22 protein-coding genes, 1 tRNA gene and 1 pseudogene are annotated in these 24,545 nt (G+C 66.2%); 10 read left to right on the plus strand and 14 right to left on the minus strand.

What is annotated here, in order from left to right:
• Positions 1-10 precede the first annotated feature (10 nt).
• The 5 genes from ABS769_RS11175 to ABS769_RS11195 form a co-directional block, all read right to left on the minus strand.
• Positions 11-970, minus strand: coding sequence for a ribose-phosphate diphosphokinase (locus ABS769_RS11175; RefSeq protein ID WP_006450614.1), 960 nt, complete (start codon positions 968-970; stop codon positions 11-13).
• A 158-nt stretch (positions 971-1,128) separates the two neighbouring features.
• Positions 1,129-1,205, minus strand: a tRNA-Gln gene (locus ABS769_RS11180).
• A 3-nt stretch (positions 1,206-1,208) separates the two neighbouring features.
• A complete protein-coding gene (gene ispE / locus ABS769_RS11185; protein ID WP_317061749.1) occupies positions 1,209-2,096 on the minus strand; it encodes a 4-(cytidine 5'-diphospho)-2-C-methyl-D-erythritol kinase in 888 nt (295 codons plus the stop codon).
• Positions 2,078-2,734, minus strand: coding sequence for a lipoprotein insertase outer membrane protein LolB (gene lolB, locus ABS769_RS11190; protein ID WP_317061750.1), 657 nt, complete (start codon positions 2,732-2,734; stop codon positions 2,078-2,080). Before lolB ends, ispE begins: the two co-directional genes overlap by 19 nt.
• A complete protein-coding gene (locus tag ABS769_RS11195) occupies positions 2,731-4,419 on the minus strand; it encodes a tetratricopeptide repeat protein (protein WP_043908883.1) in 1,689 nt (562 codons plus the stop codon). The genes lolB and ABS769_RS11195 overlap by 4 nt, the downstream gene beginning before the upstream one ends.
• Positions 4,420-4,484: 65 nt before the next feature.
• On the opposite strand from ABS769_RS11195, the gene hemA reads away from it, so the two are divergent.
• The 5 genes from hemA (at position 4,485) to ppk2 (ending at position 10,470) form a co-directional block, all read left to right on the plus strand.
• Positions 4,485-5,783, plus strand: coding sequence for a glutamyl-tRNA reductase (hemA, locus tag ABS769_RS11200; protein WP_317061751.1), 1,299 nt, complete (start codon positions 4,485-4,487; stop codon positions 5,781-5,783).
• Positions 5,761-6,846 (plus strand): peptide chain release factor 1, encoded by a 1,086-nt coding sequence (prfA, locus tag ABS769_RS11205; protein ID WP_115039894.1) that lies wholly within the window; start codon positions 5,761-5,763, stop codon positions 6,844-6,846. The genes hemA and prfA overlap by 23 nt, the downstream gene beginning before the upstream one ends.
• On the plus strand, positions 6,843-8,549 hold the full coding sequence (locus ABS769_RS11210; RefSeq protein WP_317061752.1) for a tetratricopeptide repeat protein: 1,707 nt from the start codon (positions 6,843-6,845) through the stop codon (positions 8,547-8,549). The genes prfA and ABS769_RS11210 overlap by 4 nt, the downstream gene beginning before the upstream one ends.
• Positions 8,550-9,138: 589 nt before the next feature.
• Positions 9,139-9,657: a molybdenum cofactor biosynthesis protein B gene (gene moaB / locus ABS769_RS11215; protein ID WP_023902806.1), complete on the plus strand. Its 519-nt coding sequence runs from the start codon at positions 9,139-9,141 to the stop codon at positions 9,655-9,657.
• A 30-nt stretch (positions 9,658-9,687) separates the two neighbouring features.
• The gene (ppk2, locus tag ABS769_RS11220; RefSeq protein WP_317061754.1) at positions 9,688-10,470 is read left to right on the plus strand and encodes a polyphosphate kinase 2; all 783 of its coding nucleotides are present in this window, start codon (positions 9,688-9,690) and stop codon (positions 10,468-10,470) included.
• On the opposite strand, the gene ABS769_RS11225 is transcribed toward ppk2, so the two are convergent.
• The 4 genes from ABS769_RS11225 to ABS769_RS11240 form a co-directional block, all read right to left on the minus strand.
• Positions 10,452-11,684 carry a hypothetical protein gene (locus ABS769_RS11225; RefSeq protein WP_317061755.1) on the minus strand — a complete coding sequence of 411 codons (1,233 nt, stop codon included), beginning with the start codon at positions 11,682-11,684 and terminating at the stop codon, positions 10,452-10,454. The two genes, ppk2 and ABS769_RS11225, sit on opposite strands and share 19 nt — an antisense overlap.
• An 85-nt stretch (positions 11,685-11,769) precedes the next feature.
• Positions 11,770-12,036, minus strand: coding sequence for an acylphosphatase (locus tag ABS769_RS11230; RefSeq protein WP_317061756.1), 267 nt, complete (start codon positions 12,034-12,036; stop codon positions 11,770-11,772).
• Positions 12,036-12,647, minus strand: a complete 612-nt coding sequence (locus ABS769_RS11235) for a TlpA family protein disulfide reductase (RefSeq protein ID WP_317061757.1) — start codon at positions 12,645-12,647, stop codon at positions 12,036-12,038. The genes ABS769_RS11230 and ABS769_RS11235 overlap by 1 nt, the downstream gene beginning before the upstream one ends.
• Entirely contained in the window at positions 12,644-13,921 is a 1,278-nt protein-coding gene (locus tag ABS769_RS11240; protein ID WP_102252733.1) for a YihY family inner membrane protein, read from the minus strand. The genes ABS769_RS11235 and ABS769_RS11240 overlap by 4 nt, the downstream gene beginning before the upstream one ends.
• Positions 13,922-14,032: 111 nt before the next feature.
• Between ABS769_RS11240 and wrbA the strand changes: the two genes are divergently transcribed.
• The 4 genes from wrbA (at position 14,033) to ybaK (ending at position 16,089) form a co-directional block, all read left to right on the plus strand.
• Positions 14,033-14,629 carry an NAD(P)H:quinone oxidoreductase gene (gene wrbA, locus ABS769_RS11245; protein WP_317061761.1) on the plus strand — a complete coding sequence of 199 codons (597 nt, stop codon included), beginning with the start codon at positions 14,033-14,035 and terminating at the stop codon, positions 14,627-14,629.
• Positions 14,626-14,970, plus strand: a complete 345-nt coding sequence (locus tag ABS769_RS11250; RefSeq protein ID WP_317061762.1) for a DUF2069 domain-containing protein — start codon at positions 14,626-14,628, stop codon at positions 14,968-14,970. The genes wrbA and ABS769_RS11250 overlap by 4 nt, the downstream gene beginning before the upstream one ends.
• Positions 14,971-15,125: 155 nt before the next feature.
• Entirely contained in the window at positions 15,126-15,611 is a 486-nt protein-coding gene (locus tag ABS769_RS11255; protein ID WP_006451623.1) for an asparaginase domain-containing protein, read from the plus strand.
• Positions 15,612-15,615: 4 nt separating this feature from the next.
• On the plus strand, positions 15,616-16,089 hold the full coding sequence (gene ybaK / locus ABS769_RS11260; RefSeq protein ID WP_317061764.1) for a Cys-tRNA(Pro) deacylase: 474 nt from the start codon (positions 15,616-15,618) through the stop codon (positions 16,087-16,089).
• 191 nt (positions 16,090-16,280) lie between these two features.
• Here the strand turns inward: ybaK and ABS769_RS11265 are convergent, their stop codons facing one another.
• From ABS769_RS11265 to sufT, 5 genes and pseudogenes are all read right to left on the minus strand, one after another.
• Positions 16,281-17,978 carry a S8 family peptidase gene (locus tag ABS769_RS11265; protein WP_317061765.1) on the minus strand — a complete coding sequence of 566 codons (1,698 nt, stop codon included), beginning with the start codon at positions 17,976-17,978 and terminating at the stop codon, positions 16,281-16,283.
• 340 nt (positions 17,979-18,318) lie between these two features.
• A pseudogene (locus ABS769_RS11270) lies at positions 18,319-19,731 on the minus strand (S8 family peptidase).
• A gap of 263 nt (positions 19,732-19,994) precedes the next feature.
• On the minus strand, positions 19,995-21,740 hold the full coding sequence (locus ABS769_RS11275) for a S8 family peptidase (RefSeq protein ID WP_317061766.1): 1,746 nt from the start codon (positions 21,738-21,740) through the stop codon (positions 19,995-19,997).
• A gap of 310 nt (positions 21,741-22,050) precedes the next feature.
• Positions 22,051-23,136 carry a branched-chain amino acid aminotransferase gene (locus ABS769_RS11280; RefSeq protein ID WP_317061768.1) on the minus strand — a complete coding sequence of 362 codons (1,086 nt, stop codon included), beginning with the start codon at positions 23,134-23,136 and terminating at the stop codon, positions 22,051-22,053.
• Positions 23,137-23,197: 61 nt separating this feature from the next.
• Positions 23,198-23,752 carry a putative Fe-S cluster assembly protein SufT gene (gene sufT, locus ABS769_RS11285; RefSeq protein WP_006451756.1) on the minus strand — a complete coding sequence of 185 codons (555 nt, stop codon included), beginning with the start codon at positions 23,750-23,752 and terminating at the stop codon, positions 23,198-23,200.
• A gap of 195 nt (positions 23,753-23,947) precedes the next feature.
• Here sufT and ABS769_RS11290 point away from each other — a divergent pair, with 195 nt between their 5' ends.
• Positions 23,948-24,367: a hypothetical protein gene (locus ABS769_RS11290; RefSeq protein ID WP_074056750.1), complete on the plus strand. Its 420-nt coding sequence runs from the start codon at positions 23,948-23,950 to the stop codon at positions 24,365-24,367.
• The last annotated feature ends 178 nt before the right edge of the window (positions 24,368-24,545 follow it).

Genomic DNA, 24,545 nt, shown 5'->3' on the forward strand with positions numbered 1-24,545 from the left:
AATGAGAGGATCAGTCGACGTAGAGCGAGCTGACCGACTCGCCAAAGGCGATGCGGCGAATGGTCTCGGCCAGTAGTTCGGCCACGCTCAGCTGACGAATCTTGGCGCAGGTGCGCGCGGCTTCGTTCAACGGAATCGTGTCGGTGACCACCAGCTCGTCGAGCTGCGAATTGTTGATGTTGTCCACCGCCGGGCCGGACAGCACCGGGTGGGTGATGTAGGCCACGACCTTGAGCGCACCGCGCTGCTTCAGCGCTGCAGCGGCTGCACACAAGGTGCCGGCGGTATCGACCAGATCGTCCACCAGCACGCAGGTCTTGCCCTGCACGTCGCCGATGATGTTCATCACCGTGGCGACATTGGCGCGCGGACGGCGCTTGTCGATGATGGCCAGGTCCGCATCGTCCAGACGCTTGGCGACGGCGCGCGCGCGCACCACACCGCCCACGTCCGGCGAGACCACGATCAGGTTGTCGGTGCCGTAAGCGCGCCAGATGTCGGCCAGCAGCAGCGGCGAGGCGTAGACGTTGTCGACCGGCACATCGAAAAAGCCCTGGATCTGGTCGGCATGCAGATCGACCGTCAACACGCGGTCGGCCTCCATCGCGCAGATCATCTTGGCGGCGACCTTGGCGGTGATCGGCACGCGCGAGGAACGCATGCGGCGGTCCTGGCGCGAGTAACCGAAGTACGGAATCACCGCAGTCACCGACGCGGCGCTGGCGCGCTTGAGCGCGTCGATCAGCACCAGCAGCTCCATCAGGTTTTCGGCGCTTGGCGCGCAGGTCGGCTGGATGACGAACACTTCCTGCCGGCGCACGCTCTCTTCGATTTCGACCTGCACTTCACCATCGGAAAAGCGCGTGACCAGCGCCTTGCCCATGCGAACGCCAAGCTCCTTGCAGATGCTCTTGGCAAGCGGCTTGTTGGCATTGCCGGAGAACACCAGCAGATTACGTTGGTCTTGCATGAGATCTCTCGGGCGGCGGCGAAGAGCGTGCGGGTCGATGGTGGAGCGGGATGGAGCCGACCTGATGCCGGGCTTTTTCTTCAATCCCCGCACATGGATGTGCGGGCTGTTGCAGAGGGAACTGCATGTACGGCTGTTGCAGAGGGACCTGCATAAAATGGCAGGGGCGGTAGGATTCGAACCTACGAATGCCAGGATCAAAACCTGGTGCCTTGGGCCTCTTGGCGACGCCCCTGCATCAAACTTGTCTCGCGTCCAGTGCGTCGAGCAGTGGCGAGTGCGCTGCACCTTCCACGACCCACGCCCTCAGGTTGTCCGGCAACTGCGCCAAGGCCTGCTCTGCAGCAGCGCGCGTGGCGAATTCGACGAAACAACCGCTCCCTGACCCGGTCAAACGCGGCGTCCCGATCCTGGAAAGCGCCTGGAACACCGCCTCGATGGCGGGTTCACGGCGCCGGAGGACCGGCTCGAACGCATTGTCGAGCAGAGAACCCGAAGCGAAGTCCGCTATTTTCACGGGCGCAGCATCCCGCGTCAATTCCTGTGATCGAAATAAAACAGGTGTGGGCACGTGAATGCCTGGATCGACCAGCACATAGGAGGCTTTCGAGAGGCTGATCGGGGTCAGTTGTTCGCCGATGCCCTCGGCCCAGGCGTTGTGTCCGCGCACGAACACCGGCACGTCGGCGCCAAGGCGCAGGCCCAGCTCGGCCAGGGCATTGACCGGCAAACCCAGTCCCCACAAGGCATTGAGCGCGACCAGCACGGTGGCCGCATCCGACGACCCGCCGCCGAAACCGCCGCCGGCAGGGATGCGTTTGTCGACCCGGATGTCGGCGCCGGCCTGCGCGCCAGCGCTGGGCTGCAGCAGGCGCGCGGCGCGGATCACCAGGTCATCGTCCTCGGCCACGCCGGGCAGACTGTCGCCGATGCGCCGGATCAGGCCGTCGCTGCGCAGACAAAGATGAATGGTGTCCCCCCAGTCCAGCAGCCGGAACACGGTTTGCAGCAGGTGATAGCCATCGGCGCGACGGCCGACGATCTGCAAAAACAGATTGAGCTTGGCCGGCGCAGGCCACGCCGACCAGCCCGCTTCCAACGCTGACATCAGGGCGAGACCGTCCATTGGTCGACCAGCAGGCGCACCTTGGCTTCGCCGTTGCGGGCTTCGATGCGCTGCGGCAGCTCGGGCTGGCCGGCGCTGGCCGGCGCCCAGGCGAGAAAGTCGATCGTCCAACCGTCCTGCTGCACGGTGCGCGGGCGGGCGGCGGCATCCAGATCCACGCGCTCTGCGCCCGCATCGGCGATCCGCAGTGCGCGCACCCAATCGGGCATCTGGTTGACCGGGATGGTCCATCCGGTTGCTTCCAGCAATACCTGCTCGGCGTCGGCACCGCTGCGAGGGCCGCCTTCCAGGCCTTCCAAACGCCCGGCACTGGTGGTGGTGTCGCCGGTGAGCACCCAACTCTGCCGGGTCACCGGCGCGCTGAGCTGCACGCGATAGCGCGGGCCGTCCTGCTGCCAGTCGATGCGGCCGCTGCCGCCATTGCTGCCCTTGCTGATCGCCACGCGGCCCTGGAACGACCAGTTCGGGTGCGCCTGCAGCCAAGCCTGACGTGCGGCTTCGGCCTGACGCGCGCTATCGGAGACCTGCTCGACCACGGCCGCACCACTGCCCTGCCCGCGCGGCACGCTGACGCAGCCGGACAAGCCTGCAAGCACCAGCCCGCTCAGGGCCAGTGTGCGGACTACACCACCCCTCATAGCCCGAACTTTTCCACGGCGCGTTGCAGCGCGCGGTTGTCGGGATCGAGACGGCGCGCTTCATCGAAATAGCGCCGTGCCTCGTCCTGCTTGCCGCTGACCCACAGCACTTCGCCGACATGCGCGGCGATTTCCGGGTCCTTGACCAGCGCCCAGGCGCGGCGCAGCTGCACCAGGGCTTCCTTGAGGCGACCCATGCGGTACAGCACCCAGCCGTAGCTGTCGACGATAGCCGGGTTGTCCGGATCGGCAGTGCGGGCGCGGTCGATCAGCGCCAGCGCTTCCTTGTAACGGGTGGTGCGGTCGGCCAGGGTATAGCCCAGCGCGTTGAGGGCCCCGACATTTTCCGGCTCGGCGACCAGGATCTTGCGCAGATCGGCCTCGGCACGGGGGACGTCGTCGCGGCGTTCCCAGGCCAGGCCGCGGGCGTACAGCAGCGCGCCGTCGTCCGGGTATGCAGCCAGGCCGCGCTCGAAAGCATCCAGTTCCCCCGGTGCATCGCCGGCACGTTGGTGCAGCTCGGCTTCGAGCACATAGGCGTCGCGACGCGCATCATCGTCGGCGCTGGCATCGCCCTGCAGCGCGCGGGCTTCGGCAAGCGCCTCGGGCTTGCGGCCCAGTTCGTACAGTGCGCTGGCCGCGCGCAGACGCGCTTCGCTCAGCTGCGGGCCGCCGGGCACGCCGCGATACCACTCCACTGCTTCGTCGTAACGCTTGAGGAACTCGGCGATCTTGCCGAGCAGCAGGCGACGGTCCGGATCGGGCTTGGTGGCGTTGCGCTTGAGCTCGCCGTACAGCGCCTCCAGCGAGGTGCGGTCTTTTTCCTTGGCGAGCATGGAGGCACGCAGCCCGTAGGTCTGGGTGTCCTGCGGCCCGGTCGAGAGCACTCGTGCAGCCGCCTCGGTCTGGCCCATGGCGTCGTAGGCGAATGCCAGCGCACCACGCAGCTCGGAGTCCTTCACCGCCTGCGGCTCGATGTTCTTCAGCAGCGCCAGCGCTTCGTCGTTCTTGCCTTCCTGCTGCAGCTGAGTGGCGTGCAACAAGGCCACGCGCGGCTCTTCGGGGAAGCGGCGCACCACTTCGTCGACGATGCGCTTGGCCAGCGCCGGGCGCTCCATGCGCAGGGCGAGCCGGCCGAATTCCTGCCAGGCCTCGATCTGATTGGGAATGGCGCCGGCCTTAACCAGGTCTTCGAGCGCATCGGCAGAAGCTTCCGGCTCGCGTCCGCCATTGGCCAGGGCAATCAGGGCGAAGCGCCAGCCGCGTGGGTCGGGCTCCTTGAGCAGGCCAAGCAGATCGCGGCGTGCGGTGCGCAGGTCGTTGCGGCGCAGGGCCAGCGAGGCTTCGGTGCTGCGCATGGCCATCGACGACGGCGCACGCGCGCGCCACAGCGCCAGGGCTTCGACCGCCCGGGCATCGTCGTTGGCCAGCATGGCGATGCGGGCGGCGCGTTCGGCCAGCCCGGCGTCGCCGGCTTCGGCCTTGGCCGCGTCCAGATAGGCGCGGGCGGCATCGTCCAACTGCCCGGCCTGCAAGGCGAATTCACCAGCGAGCACGGGTTCCAGCGACGTGGTGCCGGCGCTGCTGGTCGGCGGCGTGGGCGGAGCTTTTTTGGGTGCTGCAATGGCGTTGGCGGAGACTGCTACCAGCAAAAGAACACTCAGGATGCGAATCGGTACAGGCATCGGGGGCAACCGGGCCGTAAAATGGGGCCCTGAATGGCCGCCAGCTTATCGCAAGCAACTGAACAATGACGTTGTGGGTGCTCGGACTGAATCACCAGACCGCACCTGTGGACCTGCGCGAACGCGCGGCGTTCGCAGGTGAGGCGCTGCCGCGCGCGCTCAAATCCTTGCGCGCGTTGCCGCAGGTGCGCGAGGCCGCGTTGCTGTCCACCTGCAACCGCACCGAGCTGTACGCGATGGCCGACGACCCGCACAGCCTGGTGACCTGGCTGGAGACGCATGCGCCGGGCTTGAGCGGTTATCTGTATCAGCATCAGGAAGAAGCGGCGGTGCGGCATCTGTTTCGCGTCGCCACCGGGCTGGATTCGATGGTGCTGGGCGAGCCGCAGATTCTGGGTCAGGTGAAGGACGCCTGGGCGGTGGCGCGTGCGCACGGCGCGCTGGGCAGCGGGCTGGACCGCCTGTTTCAGCAGACCTTCTCGGTGGCCAAGCGTGCGCGCACCGACACCCGTGTCGGCGCCAATCCGGTCTCGGTGGCCTCCACTGCGGTGCGGCTGGCGCAGGAGGCCTTCGCGCGGCTCAACGAATCCACCGTGCTGCTGATCGGCGCTGGCGAAACCATCGAGCTGGCCGCCAAACATCTGAGCGAAGGCCGCGTGCGCCGCTTGCTGATCGCCAACCGCACCCTTGCACATGCGCAGACGCTGGCGAGCCAGCACGGCGGCTATGCGTTGCCGCTGACCGATCTGGACCGCCATCTGGCCGAGGCCGACGTGGTGTTTTCGGCTACCGCCGCACGCGAGCCGATCGTGACCCGGGTGCAGGTGGAACAGGCGCTACGCGCGCGCAAACGCAAGCCGATGCTGTTGTTCGACCTGGCAGTGCCGCGCGATATCGAGGCCTCGGTGGCCAAGCTCGGCGACGCCTACCTGTACACAGTGGACGACCTGGAACGCGCGGTGGAAGACAACCGCCGCGGCCGCCGCGAGGCCGCCGACCAGGCCGAGGCGATCATCGATCTGCAGGTCGCGCGCTATGTCGAAACGGTGCAGGCCAACGCGCGCCAGGCGCCGCTCAAACGGCTGCGCGCGTTCGGCGACAGCACCCGCGACGAATTGCTGGCCAAGGCGCGCCAGCAATTGAATAACGGCAAGCCAGCCGATGAAGTCCTGGAACAACTGGCGCATGCGCTGACCAACCGCTTGCTGCATCCGCCAACTGCCGCATTACGCGATGCGGCGCTCAACAACGACCTGGAACTGACCAGCGCGGCCGACCGGCTGTTTCCGGAAAAACCCGGTTACCAACATCCCCCTGTAACTACCCCGATCGTGAGGACTGATGACGCCGACCCTGCGCCGTAAGCTCGAAGCGCTGGCCGAGCGCCGCGAAGAACTGCAGCACCTGCTCTCCGACCCCGAGGTAGTGAGCAACAACGACAAGTTCCGCACGCTGTCGCGCGAGCTGTCGCAACTGGAGCCGTTGGCCGTCGCCCTGGAAGACGAAGCGCGCGCCAAGGCCGATCTGAGCGCGGCCGAAGCCATGCGCAACGATCCGGAAATGCGCGAGCTGGCCGAAGAGGAAATCGCTGCCGCACAGGCACGCCTGGACGAGCTGGACGCGCAGCTGGCCCTGCTGCTGGTACCGCGCGACCCGCGCGACGAAGGCAATCTGTTTCTGGAAGTGCGCGCCGGCACCGGCGGCGACGAGGCGGCAATCTTTGCCGGCGATCTGTTCCGCATGTACGCGCGCTATGCCGAGCGTCAGGGCTGGAAGGTGGAAATCGAATCCGATAGTCCCGGCGAACACGGCGGCTACAAGGAAGTGGTGGCACGCGTGGTCGGGCGCGGTGCGTATTCGCGGCTGAAGTTCGAATCCGGCACGCACCGCGTGCAGCGCGTGCCGGCCACCGAATCGCAGGGCCGCATCCATACCTCGGCGGCGACGGTGGCGATCATCCCCGAAGCCGACGATGTGGAAGAGATCGTGATCAATCCGGCGGATTTGAAGGTCGATACCTTTCGCTCGTCCGGCGCAGGCGGCCAGCACGTCAACAAGACCGAATCGGCGATCCGCATCACCCATGTGCCCAGCGGCGTGGTGGTGGAATGCCAGACCGAGCGCAGCCAGCACGCCAATCGTGACAAGGCGATGAAGCGACTGAAGGCGCAATTGGTTGAAGCCGAACGCAGCAAGGCCGCAGCGGCCGAAGCGCAGACGCGCAAATTGCAGGTAGGTAGCGGCGACCGTAGCCAACGCATCCGCACCTATAGCTTCCCGCAGGGCCGCATCACCGACCACCGCGTGGAAGGCCTCACGTTGTACGACCTGCCCAACATCATCGAAGGCGATCTGGATGCCTTGATCGCACGCTTACTGCACGAACACCAGGCCGACGAACTGGCGCGGTTGAGCGACAGCCCGTGAGTGCACAGGTCCCGCGCGAGCTGCTTCAGCTGCGCGAGGCGGTGCGACACCAGCCCGGCGATTTCATCGCCTGGCTGATGCTGGCCGATGCCGAACTCGGCATGGGCGCGATCGCTGCCGGCGAAGCCGCGGTGCAACGTGCAATTGCACTGCATCCGGGCCATCCGGAAGCGGTGGCGCGGCTTGGACGGGTGCGCTGGGCGCAGCAACGGCATGCAGAAGCAGCGTCGTTGTTGCAGCAGGCATCGGACCTGGTGCCACAGCATCCGGGCATCGCATTGTGGCTTGGGCATGCATTGGAAGACGCGGGCCAGGCCGAAGCTGCGGCGGCCGCGTATACGCGTGCACATCACTTGCTGCCCGACGAGCCCTACATCACTGCGCAACTGCTCAACTGGCGCCGCCGCCTGTGCGATTGGCGCGAGCTGGATGCGCTGGCTGCGCAGGTGCGTGCCGCCGTGGCGCAGGGCGTTGCGGCGGTCGAACCGTTCGCCTTCCTGAGCGAGGACGCCAGCGCTGCCGAACAGCTCGGGTGTGCACGAACGCGCGCGCAGGCAATTGCTTCCGTCCTGCGCCCGCTACCACCGACTGCCGTGCGCCGCCAGGGCGCGTTGCGGGTCGGCTTCGTCTCCAATGGGTTTGGTGCACATCCCACCGGCTTGCTGACAGTGGCGTTATTCGAAGCGCTGCAGCGGCGTCAGCCGACCTTGCACCTGCATCTGTTTGCGACCAGCCATGATGACCGCAGCGAAATTCGCGCGCGCCTGGCGCAGGCCACGGCCTTGCACGATGTCACCGCGCTCGGGCATCTGGCCACTGCGCAGCACATCCGCGACCAGGGCATTGATCTGCTGTTCGATCTACGCGGCTGGGGCGGCGGCGGGCGACCGGAAGTGTTCGCGCTGCGGCCAGCGCCGGTGCAACTCAACTGGCTGGCGTATCCGGGCACCTCGGGCGCGCCGTGGATGGACTACGTGCTGGGCGATGCGTTTGCGCTACCGCCGTCGCTGGAGCCGTTTTACAGCGAGAAGGTGTTGCGCTTGCGAGGTGCATTTCAGCCATCGGACACCTCACGCGTAGTTGCCGAACCGCCTTCGCGTATGCAGTGCGGTCTACCCGAGCAGGGCGTGGTGCTTTGCTGCTTCAACAATAGCTACAAGCTCAATCCGCGCAGCATGATGCGCATGCTGGCGGTGCTGCGCGCGGTACCGAGCAGCGTGCTGTGGTTGTTGTCCGGGCCAGGTGAGGCCGACGCGCGTCTGCGTGCGGTGGCGCAGGCCCAAGGCGTGGATGCGCAACGCCTAGTATTCATGCCGAAGTTGCCGCATCCGCAGTATCTGGCGCGCTACCGGCATGCGGATTTATTTTTGGATACGCATCCTTACAACGCGCATACCACCGCATCGGATGCGTTATGGGCGGGTTGCCCGGTGTTGACGACGCCTGGGGAGACGTTTGCTGCGCGGGTCGCTGGCAGCTTGAATCATCATCTTGGGTTGGATGAGATGAATGTGGCGGACGATGCCGCGTTTGTTGCCAAGGCGGTGGCGTTGGCGAGTGATCCGGCGGCGCTGGATGCGTTGCGTGAGCGGGTGGATGTGCTGCGGCGGGAGTCTGGGGTGTTTGAGATGGACGGGTTTGCGGATGATTTTGGTGAGTTGTTGCAGGCACTCGCGCGGCGTCATGGTTGGTTGGGAATTTAGCGCGGGCTTTTTGCTTTCAAAATAGATAGCTTTCTTCCGCCGTACCCTCACCCCAACCCCTCTCCCAGCGGGAGAGGGGCTCTAGAGCGACTCGTCAGTAAGCTACTCAAAACTTTCTTTGCTCCACACTTTCCAAGCCACGGCAACAACGTAAGTCACAGCAATAACGCGCCGAGGCGGCAGCGTGGCCGGGGATTGGCGGAGAGCGGCACAGGGATGTGCCGCGGCGGCGAGTCAGACAGGATGTCTGACCGAGCCGAGGAGCCGATCCCCGGCCGCGCTGCTGCCTCTTGCCGAAGCTAGTACCGACCGAAGCCAGTACCGACAGGCATCGTGCTTCGCCGTACCCTCACCCCAACCCCTCTCCCTGAGGGAGAGGGGCGTCCAACCTTGCGGCGTGGGCGCTCGGCGGCACGCACACCAGTGGCGCGCAAGCTGTGCCTTCTCGCCCCCAGGGAGAGCGGCTTATCGATTTGCCACGAACTGTCAGTTGCTAACTGCCAGTATCAGCGGATCCTCTGCGACTGACTTTGTGCGGCTTCACGCCGTACTGCTGTACCCGGCCGTCCAGGCTCGCTAGGCTGGCGGCATGCCTTCCAATCTCGACTTCATTCCCTTGCACCTGTGCGTGCTGACGGTGTCCGACAGCCGCAGCCTGGCCGATGACCGCTCCGGCGATTATCTGGTCGAGGCCCTCACTCACGACGGTCACCTGCTGCACGAACGCGCGTTATGCCCGGACGATCGTTACCGCATGCGCGCGATCGTCTCGAACTGGATTGCCGATGCGCAGGTCGACGGCATCCTGATCACCGGCGGCACCGGCTTCACCGGCCGTGACAGCACGCCGGAGGCGATCACGCCGTTGCTGGACAAGACCATGCCCGGGTTCGGCGAATTGTTTCGCGCCATCAGCGTCGAGGAAATCGGCACCTCGTCATTGCAGTCGCGCGCATTCGCAGGCCTGGCCAATCACAGCTTCGTGTTCTGCCTGCCCGGCTCCACCTCGGCCTGCCGCACGGCGTGGGAAAAGATCGTGCGTGCACAACTGGATGCGCGCACCAAGCCCTGCAATCTGGCGACACTGCGTCCACGTCTGGGCGAATAGCCTGCGCGCTCCATCGCTGTTGGAACGCGCATGTCGCACCTGAAACGCAAGGACTACAAAAAACTGCTGGCACCGCTGCAGCTTGAACTGGTCAACATGGCGCGCTGGCTGCGGCATACCAACCAGCGCGCACTGGTGCTGGTGGAAGGCCGCGACACGGCCGGCAAGGGCGGTGTGATCCAGACCATCGCCAGCCACCTCAATCCGCGCCAATGCCGGGTGGTGGCGCTGCCGACACCCAACGATCGCGAAAGCACGCAGTGGTATTTCCAGCGCTATGTGGCGCATCTGCCGGCGGCCGGCGAATTGGTGCTGATGGATCGCAGCTGGTACAATCGCGCCGGCGTGGAACGGGTGATGGGCTACTGCACCGACGCCCAATACGAGGCGTTTCTTGAGCAGGCGCCGCGCTTAGAACAACTGCTGGTCGACGACGGCATTTTGCTGTTCAAGTATTGGCTGTGCGTGGATCAGGCCGAGCAGGAACAGCGCTTTGCCGAACGCCAGGAAGATCCGCTCAAGGGCTGGAAGCTGTCGCCGGTGGATCTGCAGTCACGCAGCAAGTACGACGACTACACCGCTGCGCGCGAGCGCATGCTCGAGGTGACGCATACGCCGGACGCGCCGTGGACGCTGGTGGATTTCAACGACCAGAAGCGCGGCCGTTTGAGCCTGATCCGCAATCTGCTGGATCGGCTCCCGGACACCGCGGTGCCCGATGACACGTTGCAGCTGCCGCCACTGGACGGCAAGCCGCACAAGGAACGTTACGGCGTGCTGGAACCGATCGACGATTACGCCGGCCAGTCCTGAGAGAGCTCGTCGCTGGCAGCGGTGGCACGCGGCAATGGGTACAGACCGGCTTGACGTTCGGCCTGCTCGGCCTGCAGCACCAACTGGCTCAGGCGCTGACTGAACAGCTGCATGAAACCGCGGTGCAGCGGGCGCATCGCTTCGATGTAATCGACGTCGTCTGCTTGCGCGCCGAGCGGGCTGCACGAGGACAGCAAGACCTCGTCCAGGCGTAGCGCGCTATCGGGCAACCGCACCAGTGCGGCGCGGCGCAGCCAGTCGCGCATGCCCTGGCGATACTCGGCGGCCAGGATGTAGGCCACTTCGACCTGATCCAGATCCACGTCCGGATTCCACGCCAACACCTGGATGATCTGCGAACGCTCGTCCAGCATGCGGCTTTCGGCGACCAGGCCATGCAGTTGCTGCAATAGACGCCATTGCACGCCGGCGGCCTCGCGCTGCGGGGTCGGCATGGTGTCGATGGCCAGCGCCAGGCGGCGTGCGAACAGCGCCGGCACCTCGGCCAGCACGATCGGGCCGGCGTCGGCGCCAAGCAGGAAGCGCTCGGTACGCAGCGTGGCGGTATCGGGCAGATAGCCGTCCTGCAGCGGGCGGGTGACGCCATGATCGAGCAGCGACAGCACCACATCCAGCCAGTAGCGACGCTCCTGCTGCAGCGCGCGGTTGGCGGTGGCGTTCTGCCAGGCCGGGCGCACATCGTCCAGACGGGCGATGCAGGTCTGCGCATCCAGGTTATCCCACGGCGCACGGGTAGCATCGTTGGGATCGAAGTTTTCCACGCTGAGCATGCCGCCGCCGAAGCGGTGCCAGGCTGCGCCACGCTGCGTGTCGGCCGGGTCGGGCCTGGGCGCGGCGAGCGGCGCGGCAGTGGCCGGACGCAACAAGGCGGCGTAGGCGTCTGTCCACGAATCGGGCAGACGTGCGGACAAGGGATAACTGGCCGAAGACGTCTGACCCAGACCGTCGCGTGCCAGCCGCAGGCTCCACAGCACCGCGCCGATCACGATGCCGCCGAAGGTCCAGGCCAGCAGCCAGCTGGTGGCCGCCTGCCCGGGTTGCAGCACGCGGGTCTGCGGCTGCTGGAACAACAGCCAGCCGCTGCCCAGCAACACGCCGAGATACAACCACGGCGCCAGCTGCGTCAGTTGACGATTGCGGCGGTGTGCAGGCAGAGCGTGCCTGTCATTGCGGTCTTGAGATGAAGCGGCCATACATTCCCCCTGCACGCTGTGATCGCGTTGAGAGGGTTATCGGCGAGGCCATGCAAGTCTGTTGCCCTGCTCCAACGGCGATTGCTCAGCCAGTTACAAATTCTTCAGTCGGCGGTGGTGCGCAGGGCGTGCGCGTCACCGCTGCGACCTCAGCCGCTGGCGGACCCTGCCAGAGCCAGCGTTCCAGCGCGTCCACTGCAGCAGCGGTGCCGACGGCGACCACTTCCACGCTGCCGTCCGCCTGATTGCGCGCATGTCCGCGCAGGCCCAGTGCAACCGCGCGCTCACGGGTGGAGGCGCGAAACCACACGCCCTGCACCACGCCGGTGACGACGAAGCACGCGGCCTGCATCAGCCGGCCTTGCCGGTGATGCCGACCGCCGTTTCGATGTCGCGTGCGGTCACCGGGCCGAGGAACTGCTTGGCGACCTTGCCGTCCGGGCCGATCAGATAGGTCATCGGCAAGCCGCGCGGCGTGGCGAAGTCCTGTGGCGGCTGGTAGGGGTCGAGGATGGCCACCGGATACGACACCGGGTGGTCCTTCAAAAACGCCTGCATGTCGGCGCTGCTGATGTCTTCGTAGGCCAGGCCCACCACTTCGATGCTGTCGCGCATGGTGTGCAGCGCCGACAGCTCGGGCATCTCCTTCAGGCAGGGTGCGCACCAGGTGGCCCAGAAGTTGACCACCACCCATTTGCCGCGATGTGCGGCCAGGTCGTAAGCCTCGCCGGTGACGGTGGGCAGCGACAGCTTGGGCATCTCGGCGGTCTGCTGCACCACCGACGTATCGGGCGCAGCTGCCGGGTCAGCGGCCGCAGCCGGCTTGTCCGGCGCCTGGGTGGTCGCTGCAGGCGCCCTACTGGTGTCGGCTGCGGGCGTGCTCTCGTTGGCAGGCTTGCAGGCGGTCATCAACAACAGCGGCAACAGCAGCGCACAGGCGCCGCGCACAAGGCGCAGGGTCATGGAAGATCTCCGGGAAGGTGGGTGTAGAGGTCGCCGACCGGTTGCGCCAGCACGCTGCGCAGCGGTTGACGCAATTGTTCCAGCGCAGCGGCGGCGGCCTGTCCGTAGGCATCGTCGCGACACGGCAACGGGCGGTCTTCGATCGGCACGCGCAGTTGGCAGCTTTCGTAGAGTTCGGCCAGCGGCACCACATCCAGATCGCGCGCCAGCAACCATTGGCCGCGCTCGTCGCGACGCAACAGGCGGATGCGTTTGAGCTCGCATAGCAGCTCCTGCATCAGCGTGTCGGTGAGCATGGGTTCCAGTGCCAGGATGCGGTCTTCGTCGAGCCCGTTGCCGTGGATACGCGCCTGCCGAAAACGGCCGAGCAAGCGCAACAAACCATAGATCTCGAAGCCCGGCGGCAGGCGCATGGCTTCGGGCTGATAACGAAACGCAGCCATCGAGGAGGCCAGCGAGGCGCCCAGCAGCACCGATACCCAGCTCAGGTAGATCCACAACAGCAGGATCGGCAGCGCCGACAGCGCGCCGTAGATGCGCTGATAGGTCTGGAAATTGCCCAGATAGAAGCCGAAGCCCCATTTGACGATCTCCATCAGGATCACCGCCAGTAGCGCGCCCGGCAGCGCATGCCGCAGGCGCACCCCATGCTGCGGCACCACGCGGTAGATCAGCACGATGCAGACGAACTCCACCGCCATCGGCGCCAGCCGCCAGGCGAATTCGGCCAGCCACTGGCCTTCGGTGGTGCGGAACAGCGGCAGCGCGAACACATACGCGGCCATTGCCATCGAGGCGGCGGCCAGCATCGTGCCCAGGGTCAGCACGGTCCAATAAATCAAAAAACGCGTCACCTTGGGCCGCGCGGCAGCCACGCGCCAGATGCTGTTGAAGGTCTGCTCGATGCTGTGCAGGGTGATCAGCAACGAGGCCACCAGCGCGACCATACCGGCCACGGTGAACTTGCCCAGATCTTCCAGCGAACGGTTGAGATAGTTCTGCACCGAGCGCGCCGCGCCGGGCACGAAGTTGTTGAAGATGAAGTCGGTCAGCGCGTCCTTCCATTCGTTGAAGGCTGGAAACGCCGACAGCACCCCGAACACCACGATCGCCAGCGGCACCAGCGCAAACACCGTGGTGTAGGCGAGCGAGGCGGCGGCCTGGAACAGGCGGTCATCGAGAAAGCGGCGCCACAGGAAGCGGCCGAAACTGACCGTCCGCGCGCGGTCGCGCAGACGTTCTTTCCATTGGTGGAGTTTGTTCACACGCGACATCGCACAAGGGTACCCGATGCGCCGTCATCGCGGCCTTGTCGCACCTGCGGCGTGCAGCCCGACCACGCCATCGCCGATACTGCGGCAACTCACACAAGCGGTAGATGCGCGATGGCGGAGATTCTGGTGCTGTATTACAGCCGTGGCGGTTCGGTGGCGCGGCTGGCGCGGCAGATCGCGCGCGGCATCGGCGAAGTGCCCGGCATGAGCGCGCGGCTGCGCACGGTGCCGCCGGTGGCGGCGGTGACCCAGACCAGCGCCCCGCCGGTGCCGGACGATGGCGCGCCGTATGTAGACAAGGCTGATCTGGCCGATTGCAGCGGCTTGCTGCTGGGCAGCCCGACCCGCTTCGGCAACATGGCCGCGCCGATGAAGCATTTTCTCGACAGCCTGGGCGCCGAGTGGGCCAGCGGCACCCTGGCCGGCAAGCCGGCAGGCGTGTTCACCTCCACCGCCTCGATGCACGGCGGCCAGGAATCGACGCTGTTGTCGATGCAGTTGCCGTTGTTGCATCACGGCTGCCTGATCGTTGGCATCCCGTTTACCGAAGCTGCGCTGAGCCACACCACCAGCGGCGGCACGCCTTATGGCGCCAGCCATGTCTCCGGCGCTGGCGGCGACCCGCAGCCCAGTGACGACGAAGCCCTGCTGGCGCGCGCGCTCGGCCGCCGGGTCGCCGATATCGCGCGGCGGCTGGCCAGCTCGTGAGCCTGCGCGCCCTGCATTGGCTGCTGACCGCCGCACTGCTGGCGCTGGCGGTGGTGTTCGTGGTCTGGTTTCACGACGACCGCCATCGCATCGCGGCGCTGCTGGTGTTCGCATTGCCGGCGGCATTGATGGCCGCGCTGGCGCTGCGCAGTGCGCGCACACGGTTCTGGGCAGGAGTGTTCGCGCTGGGCTGGTTCAGTCATGGCGTGATGGCGGCCTGGAGCCAGCCGCAAGCGCGTGGGCTGGCGTGGCTGGAATTGCTGCTGGCCCTGCTGGTGGTGGCGCTGGTCAGCGGCCCGGGCGTGGCGGCACGGTTCGGCAAGCGGCGCGCAGCGCGCTAGCCCAGCGTCCTGCAGCGCGCGCGCCGGGGTCGTATCATGGCGACCCTCGCGCGTTTTACACCGCGCCGATGCTGCGTCGCCCGGCTGCTTCATCGCAGCATGGGACGTCTCGTTTGCATCTCACACTGCATCACCCGCTTTAAGGATTCCCAGCAATGGAAGACCTCCTGATCGTCACCACCGGTGGCACGATCGACAAGATCTACTTCGACGACAAATCGGACTACCAGATCGGCGACCCGCAGATCGGCCAGATCCTCAAGGAACTGGGCGTGACATTCCGCTTCTCGGTGATCCCGATCATCCGCAAGGATTCGCTGCACATCAACGCTGCCGACCGCGAGCTGGTGCGCGCAACCATCGCCGCCCAGCCGACGCGCCATGTGCTGATCACCCACGGCACCGATTCGATGGTGGAAACCGGCAAGGTGCTGCAATCGATCGCCGACAAGACCATCGTGATGACCGGCGCGCTCAACCCGGCGCGCTTCCGCGGCTCGGATGCCGAATTCAATATCGGCTGCGCAGTCGGCGCGGTGCAGTCGCTGCCGGCCGGCGTGTATATCGCCATGAACGGGCGGATCTGGAATCCGGAAAAAGTGCGCAAGAACGTCGCCGCCAACCGTTTTGAGTCGCTCTGAAGCGATGAGCAAAGCGACCCGCGCGACCGCAGCATTGGACGCGGCCGGCGTGGCCTATGTGCTGCATCCCTACGCGTACCAGGCCGATGCCGACGCGAAGGGATTGAAAGCGGCCAACGCGCTGGGGCTGGCGCCGCATACGGTGCTGAAAACGCTGATGGCCTGGGTCGACGACCAGGCCGTGTGCGTGGTGATCCCATGCGATCGCCGGGTGTCGTTGAAGAAATTGGCCAGCGCATACGGCGGCAAGTCGGCGGGCATGATGGAGGTGGCCGATGCCGAACGTCGCACCGGTTACAAGGTCGGCGGCATCAGCCCGCTCGGGCAGCAACGTCAGACGCCGGTGCTGATCGAAGCCACCGCGCTGGATGCACCGTCGCTGTGGATCAACGCCGGGCAACGCGGTTTGCTGCTGGAATTGCCGGGCGACCAGCTGTTGCACGCACTGACTGGGCGCGCCTGCCTGCTGTGCGAGTGAGCGCATACACCACGATGCCGCGCGCGCCGGTCGATGCGCGCGTCCGACAGTGAGACTTCTGTGTGCATCGCAGTCGACCACTGCGACCTCTGACCGACGTCGCAGCGCACGTGCGCGTGCGCTGACCAGTGCTCGCGATCCAGAGGTTTCAGCATCTGCCCGGCGCGGCAACACCACCGCGCCGTGATCGCTCAATACGCCGCAGTGACGCTGACCGCAGAAAAGCCCAGCGTCGCCTTCAAGCGCACGTAATAGATGCCCGCTGCGGGCGCGGCCAGCGTGCAGCTGTCGCCATTGCCCGGCAGCATGCTGCGGCAGCTGTAGGCCGCATCGGTGGGCAGCGCGCCCGCCCGCACAGAGAGGTCGGCATTGCCGCTGCCACCGGCAAGCGTCACTTTGAGCGAGCGCGTGCCGGCCGGCACGTTGACCTGGTAATACAGCGAATCGGAGAGCGCCGCGCTCAGCCCGGTGCGTGCCACATTCCTGGTCAAGGTGGTCGAATCGATCACCGCCGTCACCGCGCCATCGGCATTTACCAGCCCTGCTCCGCAGCCCTGGGGGCAGGCGACCGGCAGTGGCCGTGCGCTGCTCTTGAGCAGGGCCTTCACCGTTGCCGGAGTAAGCGGATTCAGTGCCACCGACTGCATCAACGCCACCACGCCCGCCACATGCGGCGCCGCCATCGAGGTGCCGCTGTATACCGCGTACGCCGCGTTGCCCGGTACCGTGGTGCCGGTATTGAGCGTGGACACGATCGATTGCCCGGGCGCGGCGATATCCACGCCCTTACCGAAGTTGGAGAAGCTGGCCTTGGCGCCGGACGAGGTGGTGGCCGCCACCGCGATCACGTTCGGGCAATTGGCCGGTACGCTGGTGGAGACATCCATATTGCTGTTGCCGGCGGCCACCACCACCGCGCTGCCGCGCGTCACCGCAGCGGTGATGGCATTGCTCAACGTCGTCGAGCACGTGCCGGAGCCGCCCAGCGACAGATTGATCACCGTGGCCGGGTTCGGATTGTTCGGCACGCCGTTCACCTTGCCGCCCGACGCCCACACGATCGCATCGGCGATATCGGACATGTAGCCGCCGCATCGCCCCAGCACGCGCAGCGGCAGGATCTTGGCATTGAAGGCAGTGCCGACAACGCCCACCGCGTTGTTGCCCACCGCCGCCACGATGCCCGCCACATGCGTGCCATGCCAGCTGGAATTGGAGGCCGATGCGCCGGGCCCGCATTCGTTGGCCACCGCCCAGTCGCCCTGGTCGGCGGCAGTTGCATCGCGCGCATTGCCGTCGCGCGCGATTGCAGGGTCGATAATGAAGTCGTAGCCGGGCAACACGTTGGCCGTGAGGTCCGGATGGTTGGTGATGCCGGTGTCGATCACCGCCACCACGATGCCCTTGCCGGTGGAACGGTCCCAGGCCGGGCGCACGTTGAGGCTGGCGGCGGTCGCGCCCATCGCCCACTGCTGCGGTACGCCCGGGTCGTTGGGCACCAGCAACGGCCGCATCAGGATGTCTACTTCCACGCGTTTAACGGCCGGATCGGCGGCAAGACGCCGCATCAGGCTTTCCGAATCCACGCGGTCCAGCTTGCGGTCGGCCACCAGCAGCATCGGGCCGGTACTGAGCCGGCGCGTGGCCGACAGACCTAGCGCACGTCCGCGCGCTTCCGGCACGGCGCGCGCGATGTCGCGCCAGGGCGCAGACAGGCCGGTCGCCCGGCTGCTGCCGAGGCGGTCCTTGTAGCTGACGATGAAGCGCTGATGGGTGCTGCTGGAGCTCAACCCTTGCAGATTGACCTCGCCAGCGGCGGCATGAAACGTGCATGACAATGCGCAGACGAACGCCGCGCGGCGCAGTGCGCCAACTGAGTGATACGACATGAATCCATCCCTCCCCAAAGATCTGGCAACCCGGATGGCAACGCGCTAACGCCACTGCAATGCGCCCTGCCCCATGCGTGGGCATGCATACCGCCGTGCCTCACGTGGGGTGGCTATCGGCGTGCCGCACGCGGCACTGAAGCGGCCAACCTGCACTGGCGAACGCTTCGTTCAGCCATTGCCGTCGGCGCTGCCCCGCAGCCGGGCAATCGCCGATGCCCGAACGCACACTGCCCCGCCGAAGCGGGGCAGTGAAGGTTTCAAAACACCGACAGTGCAGTCGGGGCAGACCCGACGTGATGCCGGCAACAGCACCGGCATCGGCGTCGTCAGCGCAGCGTTACGGGGTCTGGCTAACCGCGCCAGCCGCGTTGACGATGCCCGCACCGCAGCCGCCCGAGCAGGCGCCCGGCAGCGGACGCGCGGTGTTCTTCAGCAAGGTCTCCACCGCCGCCGGGGTCAACGGACGGGTCGCTGCCGACTGCACCAGCGCCACCACGCCAGCCACATGCGGGGCCGCCATCGAGGTGCCGTTGTAGGACGCGTAGCTGGCGCTGCCCGGGGTGGTGGTGCCGCTATTGAGCGTGGACAGGATCGCCGAGCCCGGGCCGGAGATGTCGATGGTGGTGCCGAAGTTGGAGAAGCTGGAACGTGCGCCGGCCGAGGTGATTGAGGCCACCGAGATCACGTTGGCGCAGCTGGCCGGGGTGAAGTTGGCCACGTTGGCGTTGCTGTTGCCGGCCGCCACCACCACGGTGGTGCCGCGCGAGACCGCGCCGTTGATGGCGTTCTGGTAGGTGCTGGAACAGGTGCCGCTGCCGCCCAGCGACATGTTGATCACTTCAGCCGGATTGGCATTGGCCGGAACACCCGAGACCGTGCCGCCGGAAGCCCAGACGATCGCATCGGCGATGTCGGAGGTGGTGCCGCCACACAGGCCCAGCGCACGGATCGGCACGATGCGCGCGTTGAACGCGGTGCCGGCCACGCCGGTGCTGTTGTTGGTCACTGCAGCGATGGTGCCGGCCACGTGGGTGCCGTGCCAGCTGGAATTGGCTGCCGGCACGCCGGTCCCGCACTGATTGGCAGCGCGCCAGTCGCCCTGGTCGGCGGCATTGTTGTCACGGCCGTTGTTGTCGCGCGCCCGCGCCGCGTCGCTGATGAAGTCGTAACCCGGCAGCACGTTCGCGTTGAGGTCCGGATGGCTGGTGATGCCGGTGTCGATCACTGCGACCACCACGCCGGTACCGGTGGCGGTGTCCCAGGCCGGACGCACGTTGATGCTCGATGCGGTGGTGCCGAAGCCCCATTGCTCGGATAGACGCGTGTCGTTCGGGGTCAGCGTCGGATACATGATCTGGTCGACTTCAACGTACTACTCCACGCCCGGGTCGGCAGCAATCCGGCGCATCAGCGTCTCGGCTTCGGCGCGGTCCAGGCTACGGGTGGTCTTGAGCACTTCCGACCCCAGCGCGGTACGACGCACATGGTTCAGGCCCAGCGACCGGCCGGCGCGTGCCGGCACCGCACTGGCAACGGAATTGAGCGATGCGCGCATCGAGGTCGGGCTCACCGACGCACTGCTGCCATCCCGGTATTTGACGATGAAACGGTCCAGCGTGGGCTGCGAATCCAGCCCGGACAGATTCACCTGACCGGCGAACGCCGGCACGGCCAGCAGCGAGGTCAGCGCGGAAACACCCAGGACCACCAGCGCGCGCGTAGGCGCACGACGTTGCGACACATTGGACATCGATCGTTCCTTAATTATGAGAGGTGCCGCAGTTGCGGCGAGATGGCCAGACCCTCACTGCGCACTGCGGATCGGGTCGGGAATTGCACGGGCGCTTACACCCGCTGAGACGATTGGCCGATGTCCATTCCGGCCGAGCGGCAACACATTCCCTGCGCCTGCCGATATGGCAGACGTGGGCGATACATCGCTGATGGGGTAACGCGGCTACGGGGCGGCGGGCCGGCACTGCCCGAAACGGCCAGGCAGTGCCGACGCGGGCCTCAGTAACTGGCTCTCAGGGTCACACCGGAGAACGTGCTGTAAGCCTTGACGCGCACGTAGTAGGTGCCCGAGGGCGCGCTGATGGTGCAGGTCTCGGCATTGCCGCTGCGGTACGGGCGGCAGGTATAGGTGCTGTCGGTCGGTGCACTGCCGGCACGCACGTACAGGTCCGCATCGCCGCTGCCGCCGCTGATCGCCACGGTCAGCGTGCCGCTGCCGGCCGGAACCGCGATGGTGTAGTTGAGCTCCGCGCCGGTGGAAGCGCCCAGGCCGGTGACCGGGGTGCCGTTGGTCAGCGTGTTGCCGGTTCCGCCACCGCCACCACCGTTGCTGCCACTGATGGCTGCCGTCACTGCGGCATCGGCATTGACGATGCCGGCACCGCAACCGCCCGAGCAAGCGCCAGGCAGCGCGCGTGCGGTGTTCTTCAGCAAGGTTTCCACCGCCGCAGGCGTCAACGCAGTCGGTGCGACCGACTGCACCAGCGCGACCACGCCGGCCACGTGCGGGGCCGCCATCGAGGTGCCGTTATAAGAGGCGTAGCTGGCACTGCCCGGGGTGGTGGTACCGCTATTGAGCGTGGACAGGATCGCCTGACCCGGCCCCGACACATCGATGCCGGTACCGAAGTTGGAGAAGCTGGCCTTGGCACCGGCCGAGGTCGTGGCTGCCACCGCGATCACGTTGGCGCAGTTGGCCGGCAGCGAGCCGGAGACGTTGGCCGAACTGTTGCCGGCCGCCACCACCACAGTGGTGCCGCGCGAGACCGCGCCGTTGATCGCGTTCTGCAGGGTGGACGAACAGGCGCCGCCGCCGCCGAGCGACATGTTGATCACTTCGGCCGGATTGGCGTTGGCGGGTACGCCGCTGACCGTGCCGCCCGAGGCCCAGACGATGCCGTCGGAGATATCCGACAACGAGCCACCGCACTTGGCCAGCACCCGCACCGGCACGACTTTGGCGTTGTAGGCGGTACCGGCCACGCCGGTGCTGTTGTTGGTCACTGCCGCAACCGTGCCGGCCACATGGGTGCCATGCCAGCTGGAATTGGAGGCCGGAATGCCGGTGCCGCACTCGTTGGCGGCATACCAGTCGCCTTCGTCGGCCGGGTTGCTGTCGCGGCCATTGCCGTCACGCGCGGCGGTGGCGTCGCTGACGAAGTCGTAGCCGGGCAGGATGTTGGCGTTGAGGTCGGCATGGGTGGTGATGCCGGTATCGATCACCGCCACCACCACGCCGGTGCCGGTGGCCTTGTCCCAGGCCGGGCGGATGTTGAGGCCGGCGTTGGTGGTGCCGAAGCCCCACTGCTCGGACAGGCGGGTGTCGTTCGGGGTCAGCGTGGCATGCAGGATCTGGTCGACTTCCACGCTCTGCACGTTGGGGTCGGCGGCCAGCTGGCGCATCAGGGTTTCTGCTTCCTGACGGTCCAGCGCGCGGGTGGATTGGACCAGCTCCGGTCCCAGCGCCAGGCGGCGCACCGAGTTCAAGCCCAGTGCCTTGCCGGCCTTGGCCGGAACCGCGCGTGCAGCGTCTCGCAGCGAAGTGCTCAAGGCGGTGGGGCTGGCCAGCGCGTTGCTGCCGTCCTTGTAAGTCACGATGAATTTCTGATGCGTCTGTGCGGTGGCCAGGCCGTCTAGGTAAACCTCGCCTGCAAAGGCCGGCGTTGCCAGCAGCAGCGAGGTGAGTGCCGACACACCCAGGATGAGGAGCGCATGGTGACGCAGACGAAACGTCTCGTTGATCATTGAATTCCCTTCCAGTCAAGAGAACCGCCGAAGCGGTGTTTCCGGAAACGCCGCCTTGGCGAAGATCCGGAGTCCCGGATCGCCCCCCTGTTATCGATCCGTTCAGCGAACCTATACCAACTAAACCGAACTGGAAAATACACAATTGGTAATTTTATAAATAAAATTACGTTTCTGTGACATTAATCACAGGTAATTCATGCTGAATTCGACCCAATTCCTGTCGAAATCCTCCCTTTTTGTTGCCTCGCAAACAAAAAAGGGCCCCCGCACTGACATGCGGGGGCCCTTTTTGACGAAATGTGTCGGCTTACGACAAACGCATCAACCACCCATGGCGGTCCGGGACACGCCCGTACTGGATATCGGTCAGTTCCTGGCGCAGCGACATGGTCACCTCGCCGGCCGGCGCGGACAGATCGCCGACCGCAAAGCCATCGCCCTTCAGCTCGCCGATCGGGGTGACCACCGCCGCAGTGCCGCAGGCAAACACTTCGGTGATGTCGCCCGACGCTACGCCCTGCTTCCATTCGTCGATGGCGACCTTACGCTCGATCACCTGCATGCCGCGGTCGCGGGCCAGCTGCAGGATGCTGTCGCGGGTGATGCCTTCCAGGATGCTGCCGGACAATTCCGGCGTCACCAACGTGCCGTCCTTGTAGACCAGGAACACGTTCATGCCACCCAGTTCTTCGATGTATTTGCCTTCCACCGGGTCCAGGAACAGCACCTGCGAGCAGCCCTGTGCATAGGCTTTCTGCTGCGGCAGCAGCGAGGCGGCGTAGTTGCCGCCGCACTTGGCCGCACCGGTGCCGCCCTTGGCCGCACGCGCGTACTCGGTGGACAACCAGATCGACACCGGCGCCACACCCTTGGCGAAGTACGGGCCGGCGGGACTTGCGATGACGTAGTACGAGGCCTTGTGCGCCGCACGCACGCCCAGGAAGGCCTCATCGGCGATCATGAACGGGCGGAAATACAGGCTGGTTTCCGGCGCCGAGGGGACCCAGCTTGCATCCACCGCCACCAGCTGGCGCAGCGATTCGACAAACAGGTCGACCGGCAGTTCCGGCAGCGCCAGCCGGCGCGCCGAGCGCTGCAGACGTTCGCCATTGGACTGCGGGCGGAAGGTCCAGATCGAGCCGTCGGCATGCCGGTAGGCCTTGATGCCTTCGAAGATTTCCTGGCCGTAATGCAACACCGAGGCGGCCGGATCCAGCTGCAGCGGGCCATACGCGCGCACCTGCGCGTCATGCCAACCGAGCTCGTTGGTCCAGGAAATGGCGACCATGTGGTCGGTGAAGTGCAGCCCGAAGCCGGGGGCGGCCAGGATCACGGACAGCTCGTCGGCACTGCGCGGCGACGGGGAACGGGTGGAAGCGAAGGACACGGACACCGGAAGTTTCCTGTATGGCGGACGAAAGGACGCGCCATATGCTCGACATGGCGCCTGACGATCAGAGCATGCCGGTCTCGAGACGGGCCGCTTCGGACATCATATGCCGGCCCCACGGCGGGTCGAAGACCAGCTCGACATCGGCCTCGGCGATGGTCGGAATCATCTCGACCTTGCTACGCACGTCGTCGACCAGGATCTCGCCCATGCCGCAACCGGGCGCGGTAAGGGTCATCTTGACGTCCACCCGGCGCTGATCGTCCTCTTCGCGATGGCTGATCACCGCCTCGTAGACCAGGCCCAGATCGACGATATTGAACGGAATTTCCGGGTCGAAGCAGGTGCGCAGCTGCTGCCACACCAGCGCTTCCACCTCTTCATCGCTGGCGTTGGCGGGCAATTCCAGCCCCGGCGGGGCCTCCTTGCCGATCGCATCGCCATCCTTGCCGGCAATGCGAAACAGATTGCCTTCGACAAAGACGGTATAGCTGCCGCCCAGCGCCTGGGTGATATAGCCGTAACTGCCTGCGGGCAGGGTCACCGAATCGCCCTGCGGCACCATGACGGCATCGCAATCGCGTTCGAACTGGACGGGTTCGCTGCTACGGGAATACATGGGCTGGATATGGGGCCGCGGCGGATGCGCGCAAGTCGGCCATTCTAGCCGACCACGGCGATACCGCTGCCGGTCGTGCCGCCGACGCTGCATTCCATCTGAAACACAGTCATCTGCAGCCACCGTGGCTCACACCGGCAGTGCAGCGCAAAACGCGCCACGCGCTCTATCATGTGCGCACTGTCAGGAGCTCCAATGCCGCCCACCACCGCGTCCGCCAGAACCGCCCACTGGCTCTGGCCCCCGCTCCTGCTGCTGGGATGCGTCACCGCCCTCATCGCCTGGATGCTCATCGCCCTTGCGCTTGGTCATCAGGCCGGCTGGATGGCGCTGCTGGTCGCGCTGGAAGTGGCCTGGATGCTGCGCCTGGGCACGTTGCGCGCCGGCAGTGTGCGCATCGGCGTCACCTTGGTGGCCACGGTTCTGGTGATCGTCGGTGCCAACTGGGGCATTGCGTCCGCACAGCTTGGCGGCTCGCTGGGACTGGACCCGTGGACCTCGGCACAGAAGATGGGCGCCGGCCTGGCCTGGACCTTGTTGCAGCTGGCCAATAGCGGTTTCGACCTGGCCTGTTATCTTGCGGCGCTGGTGCTGGGCTGGTGGGCGGCGCGCTGAGCAGCTGAGATCAGTTGGTCTTGACTGCCGGATCGACGGCAGCGCTCGCCAGCGGCGACGAGGTGGCCGATCTCCGCCCGTGCCGCCACCGCCGGTGAAAGAAAGCACACGGCTGATCGCCTCTGCGCATCGTCTGGAGCACGGCGTGCGCACGGCCGCCCATCCGCGCGGCGACAGC

The sequence above is a fragment of the Xanthomonas hortorum genome, assembly GCF_040279205.1.
Classification (GTDB): Bacteria; Pseudomonadota; Gammaproteobacteria; order Xanthomonadales; family Xanthomonadaceae; genus Xanthomonas; species Xanthomonas hortorum_F.

Excerpts from the sequence above, each read along its gene's own strand:
- ABS769_RS11175 (WP_006450614.1), bottom strand. The coding sequence starts at position 970 with ATGCAAGACCAACGTAATCTGCTGGTGTTCTCCGGCAATGCCAACAAG.
- ispE (WP_317061749.1), bottom strand. The coding sequence starts at position 2,096 with ATGGACGGTCTCGCCCTGATGTCAGCGTTGGAAGCGGGCTGGTCGGCG.
- lolB (WP_317061750.1), bottom strand. The coding sequence starts at position 2,734 with ATGAGGGGTGGTGTAGTCCGCACACTGGCCCTGAGCGGGCTGGTGCTT.
- ABS769_RS11195 (WP_043908883.1), bottom strand. The coding sequence starts at position 4,419 with ATGCCTGTACCGATTCGCATCCTGAGTGTTCTTTTGCTGGTAGCAGTC.
- hemA (WP_317061751.1), top strand. The coding sequence starts at position 4,485 with ATGACGTTGTGGGTGCTCGGACTGAATCACCAGACCGCACCTGTGGAC.
- prfA (WP_115039894.1), top strand. The coding sequence starts at position 5,761 with ATGACGCCGACCCTGCGCCGTAAGCTCGAAGCGCTGGCCGAGCGCCGC.
- moaB (WP_023902806.1), top strand. The coding sequence starts at position 9,139 with ATGCCTTCCAATCTCGACTTCATTCCCTTGCACCTGTGCGTGCTGACG.
- ppk2 (WP_317061754.1), top strand. The coding sequence starts at position 9,688 with ATGTCGCACCTGAAACGCAAGGACTACAAAAAACTGCTGGCACCGCTG.
- ABS769_RS11225 (WP_317061755.1), bottom strand. The coding sequence starts at position 11,684 with ATGGCCGCTTCATCTCAAGACCGCAATGACAGGCACGCTCTGCCTGCA.
- ABS769_RS11230 (WP_317061756.1), bottom strand. The coding sequence starts at position 12,036 with ATGCAGGCCGCGTGCTTCGTCGTCACCGGCGTGGTGCAGGGCGTGTGG.
- ABS769_RS11235 (WP_317061757.1), bottom strand. The coding sequence starts at position 12,647 with ATGACCCTGCGCCTTGTGCGCGGCGCCTGTGCGCTGCTGTTGCCGCTG.
- ABS769_RS11240 (WP_102252733.1), bottom strand. The coding sequence starts at position 13,921 with ATGTCGCGTGTGAACAAACTCCACCAATGGAAAGAACGTCTGCGCGAC.
- wrbA (WP_317061761.1), top strand. The coding sequence starts at position 14,033 with ATGGCGGAGATTCTGGTGCTGTATTACAGCCGTGGCGGTTCGGTGGCG.
- ABS769_RS11255 (WP_006451623.1), top strand. The coding sequence starts at position 15,126 with ATGGAAGACCTCCTGATCGTCACCACCGGTGGCACGATCGACAAGATC.
- ybaK (WP_317061764.1), top strand. The coding sequence starts at position 15,616 with ATGAGCAAAGCGACCCGCGCGACCGCAGCATTGGACGCGGCCGGCGTG.
- ABS769_RS11265 (WP_317061765.1), bottom strand. The coding sequence starts at position 17,978 with ATGTCGTATCACTCAGTTGGCGCACTGCGCCGCGCGGCGTTCGTCTGC.
- ABS769_RS11275 (WP_317061766.1), bottom strand. The coding sequence starts at position 21,740 with ATGATCAACGAGACGTTTCGTCTGCGTCACCATGCGCTCCTCATCCTG.
- sufT (WP_006451756.1), bottom strand. The coding sequence starts at position 23,752 with ATGTATTCCCGTAGCAGCGAACCCGTCCAGTTCGAACGCGATTGCGAT.
- ABS769_RS11290 (WP_074056750.1), top strand. The coding sequence starts at position 23,948 with ATGCCGCCCACCACCGCGTCCGCCAGAACCGCCCACTGGCTCTGGCCC.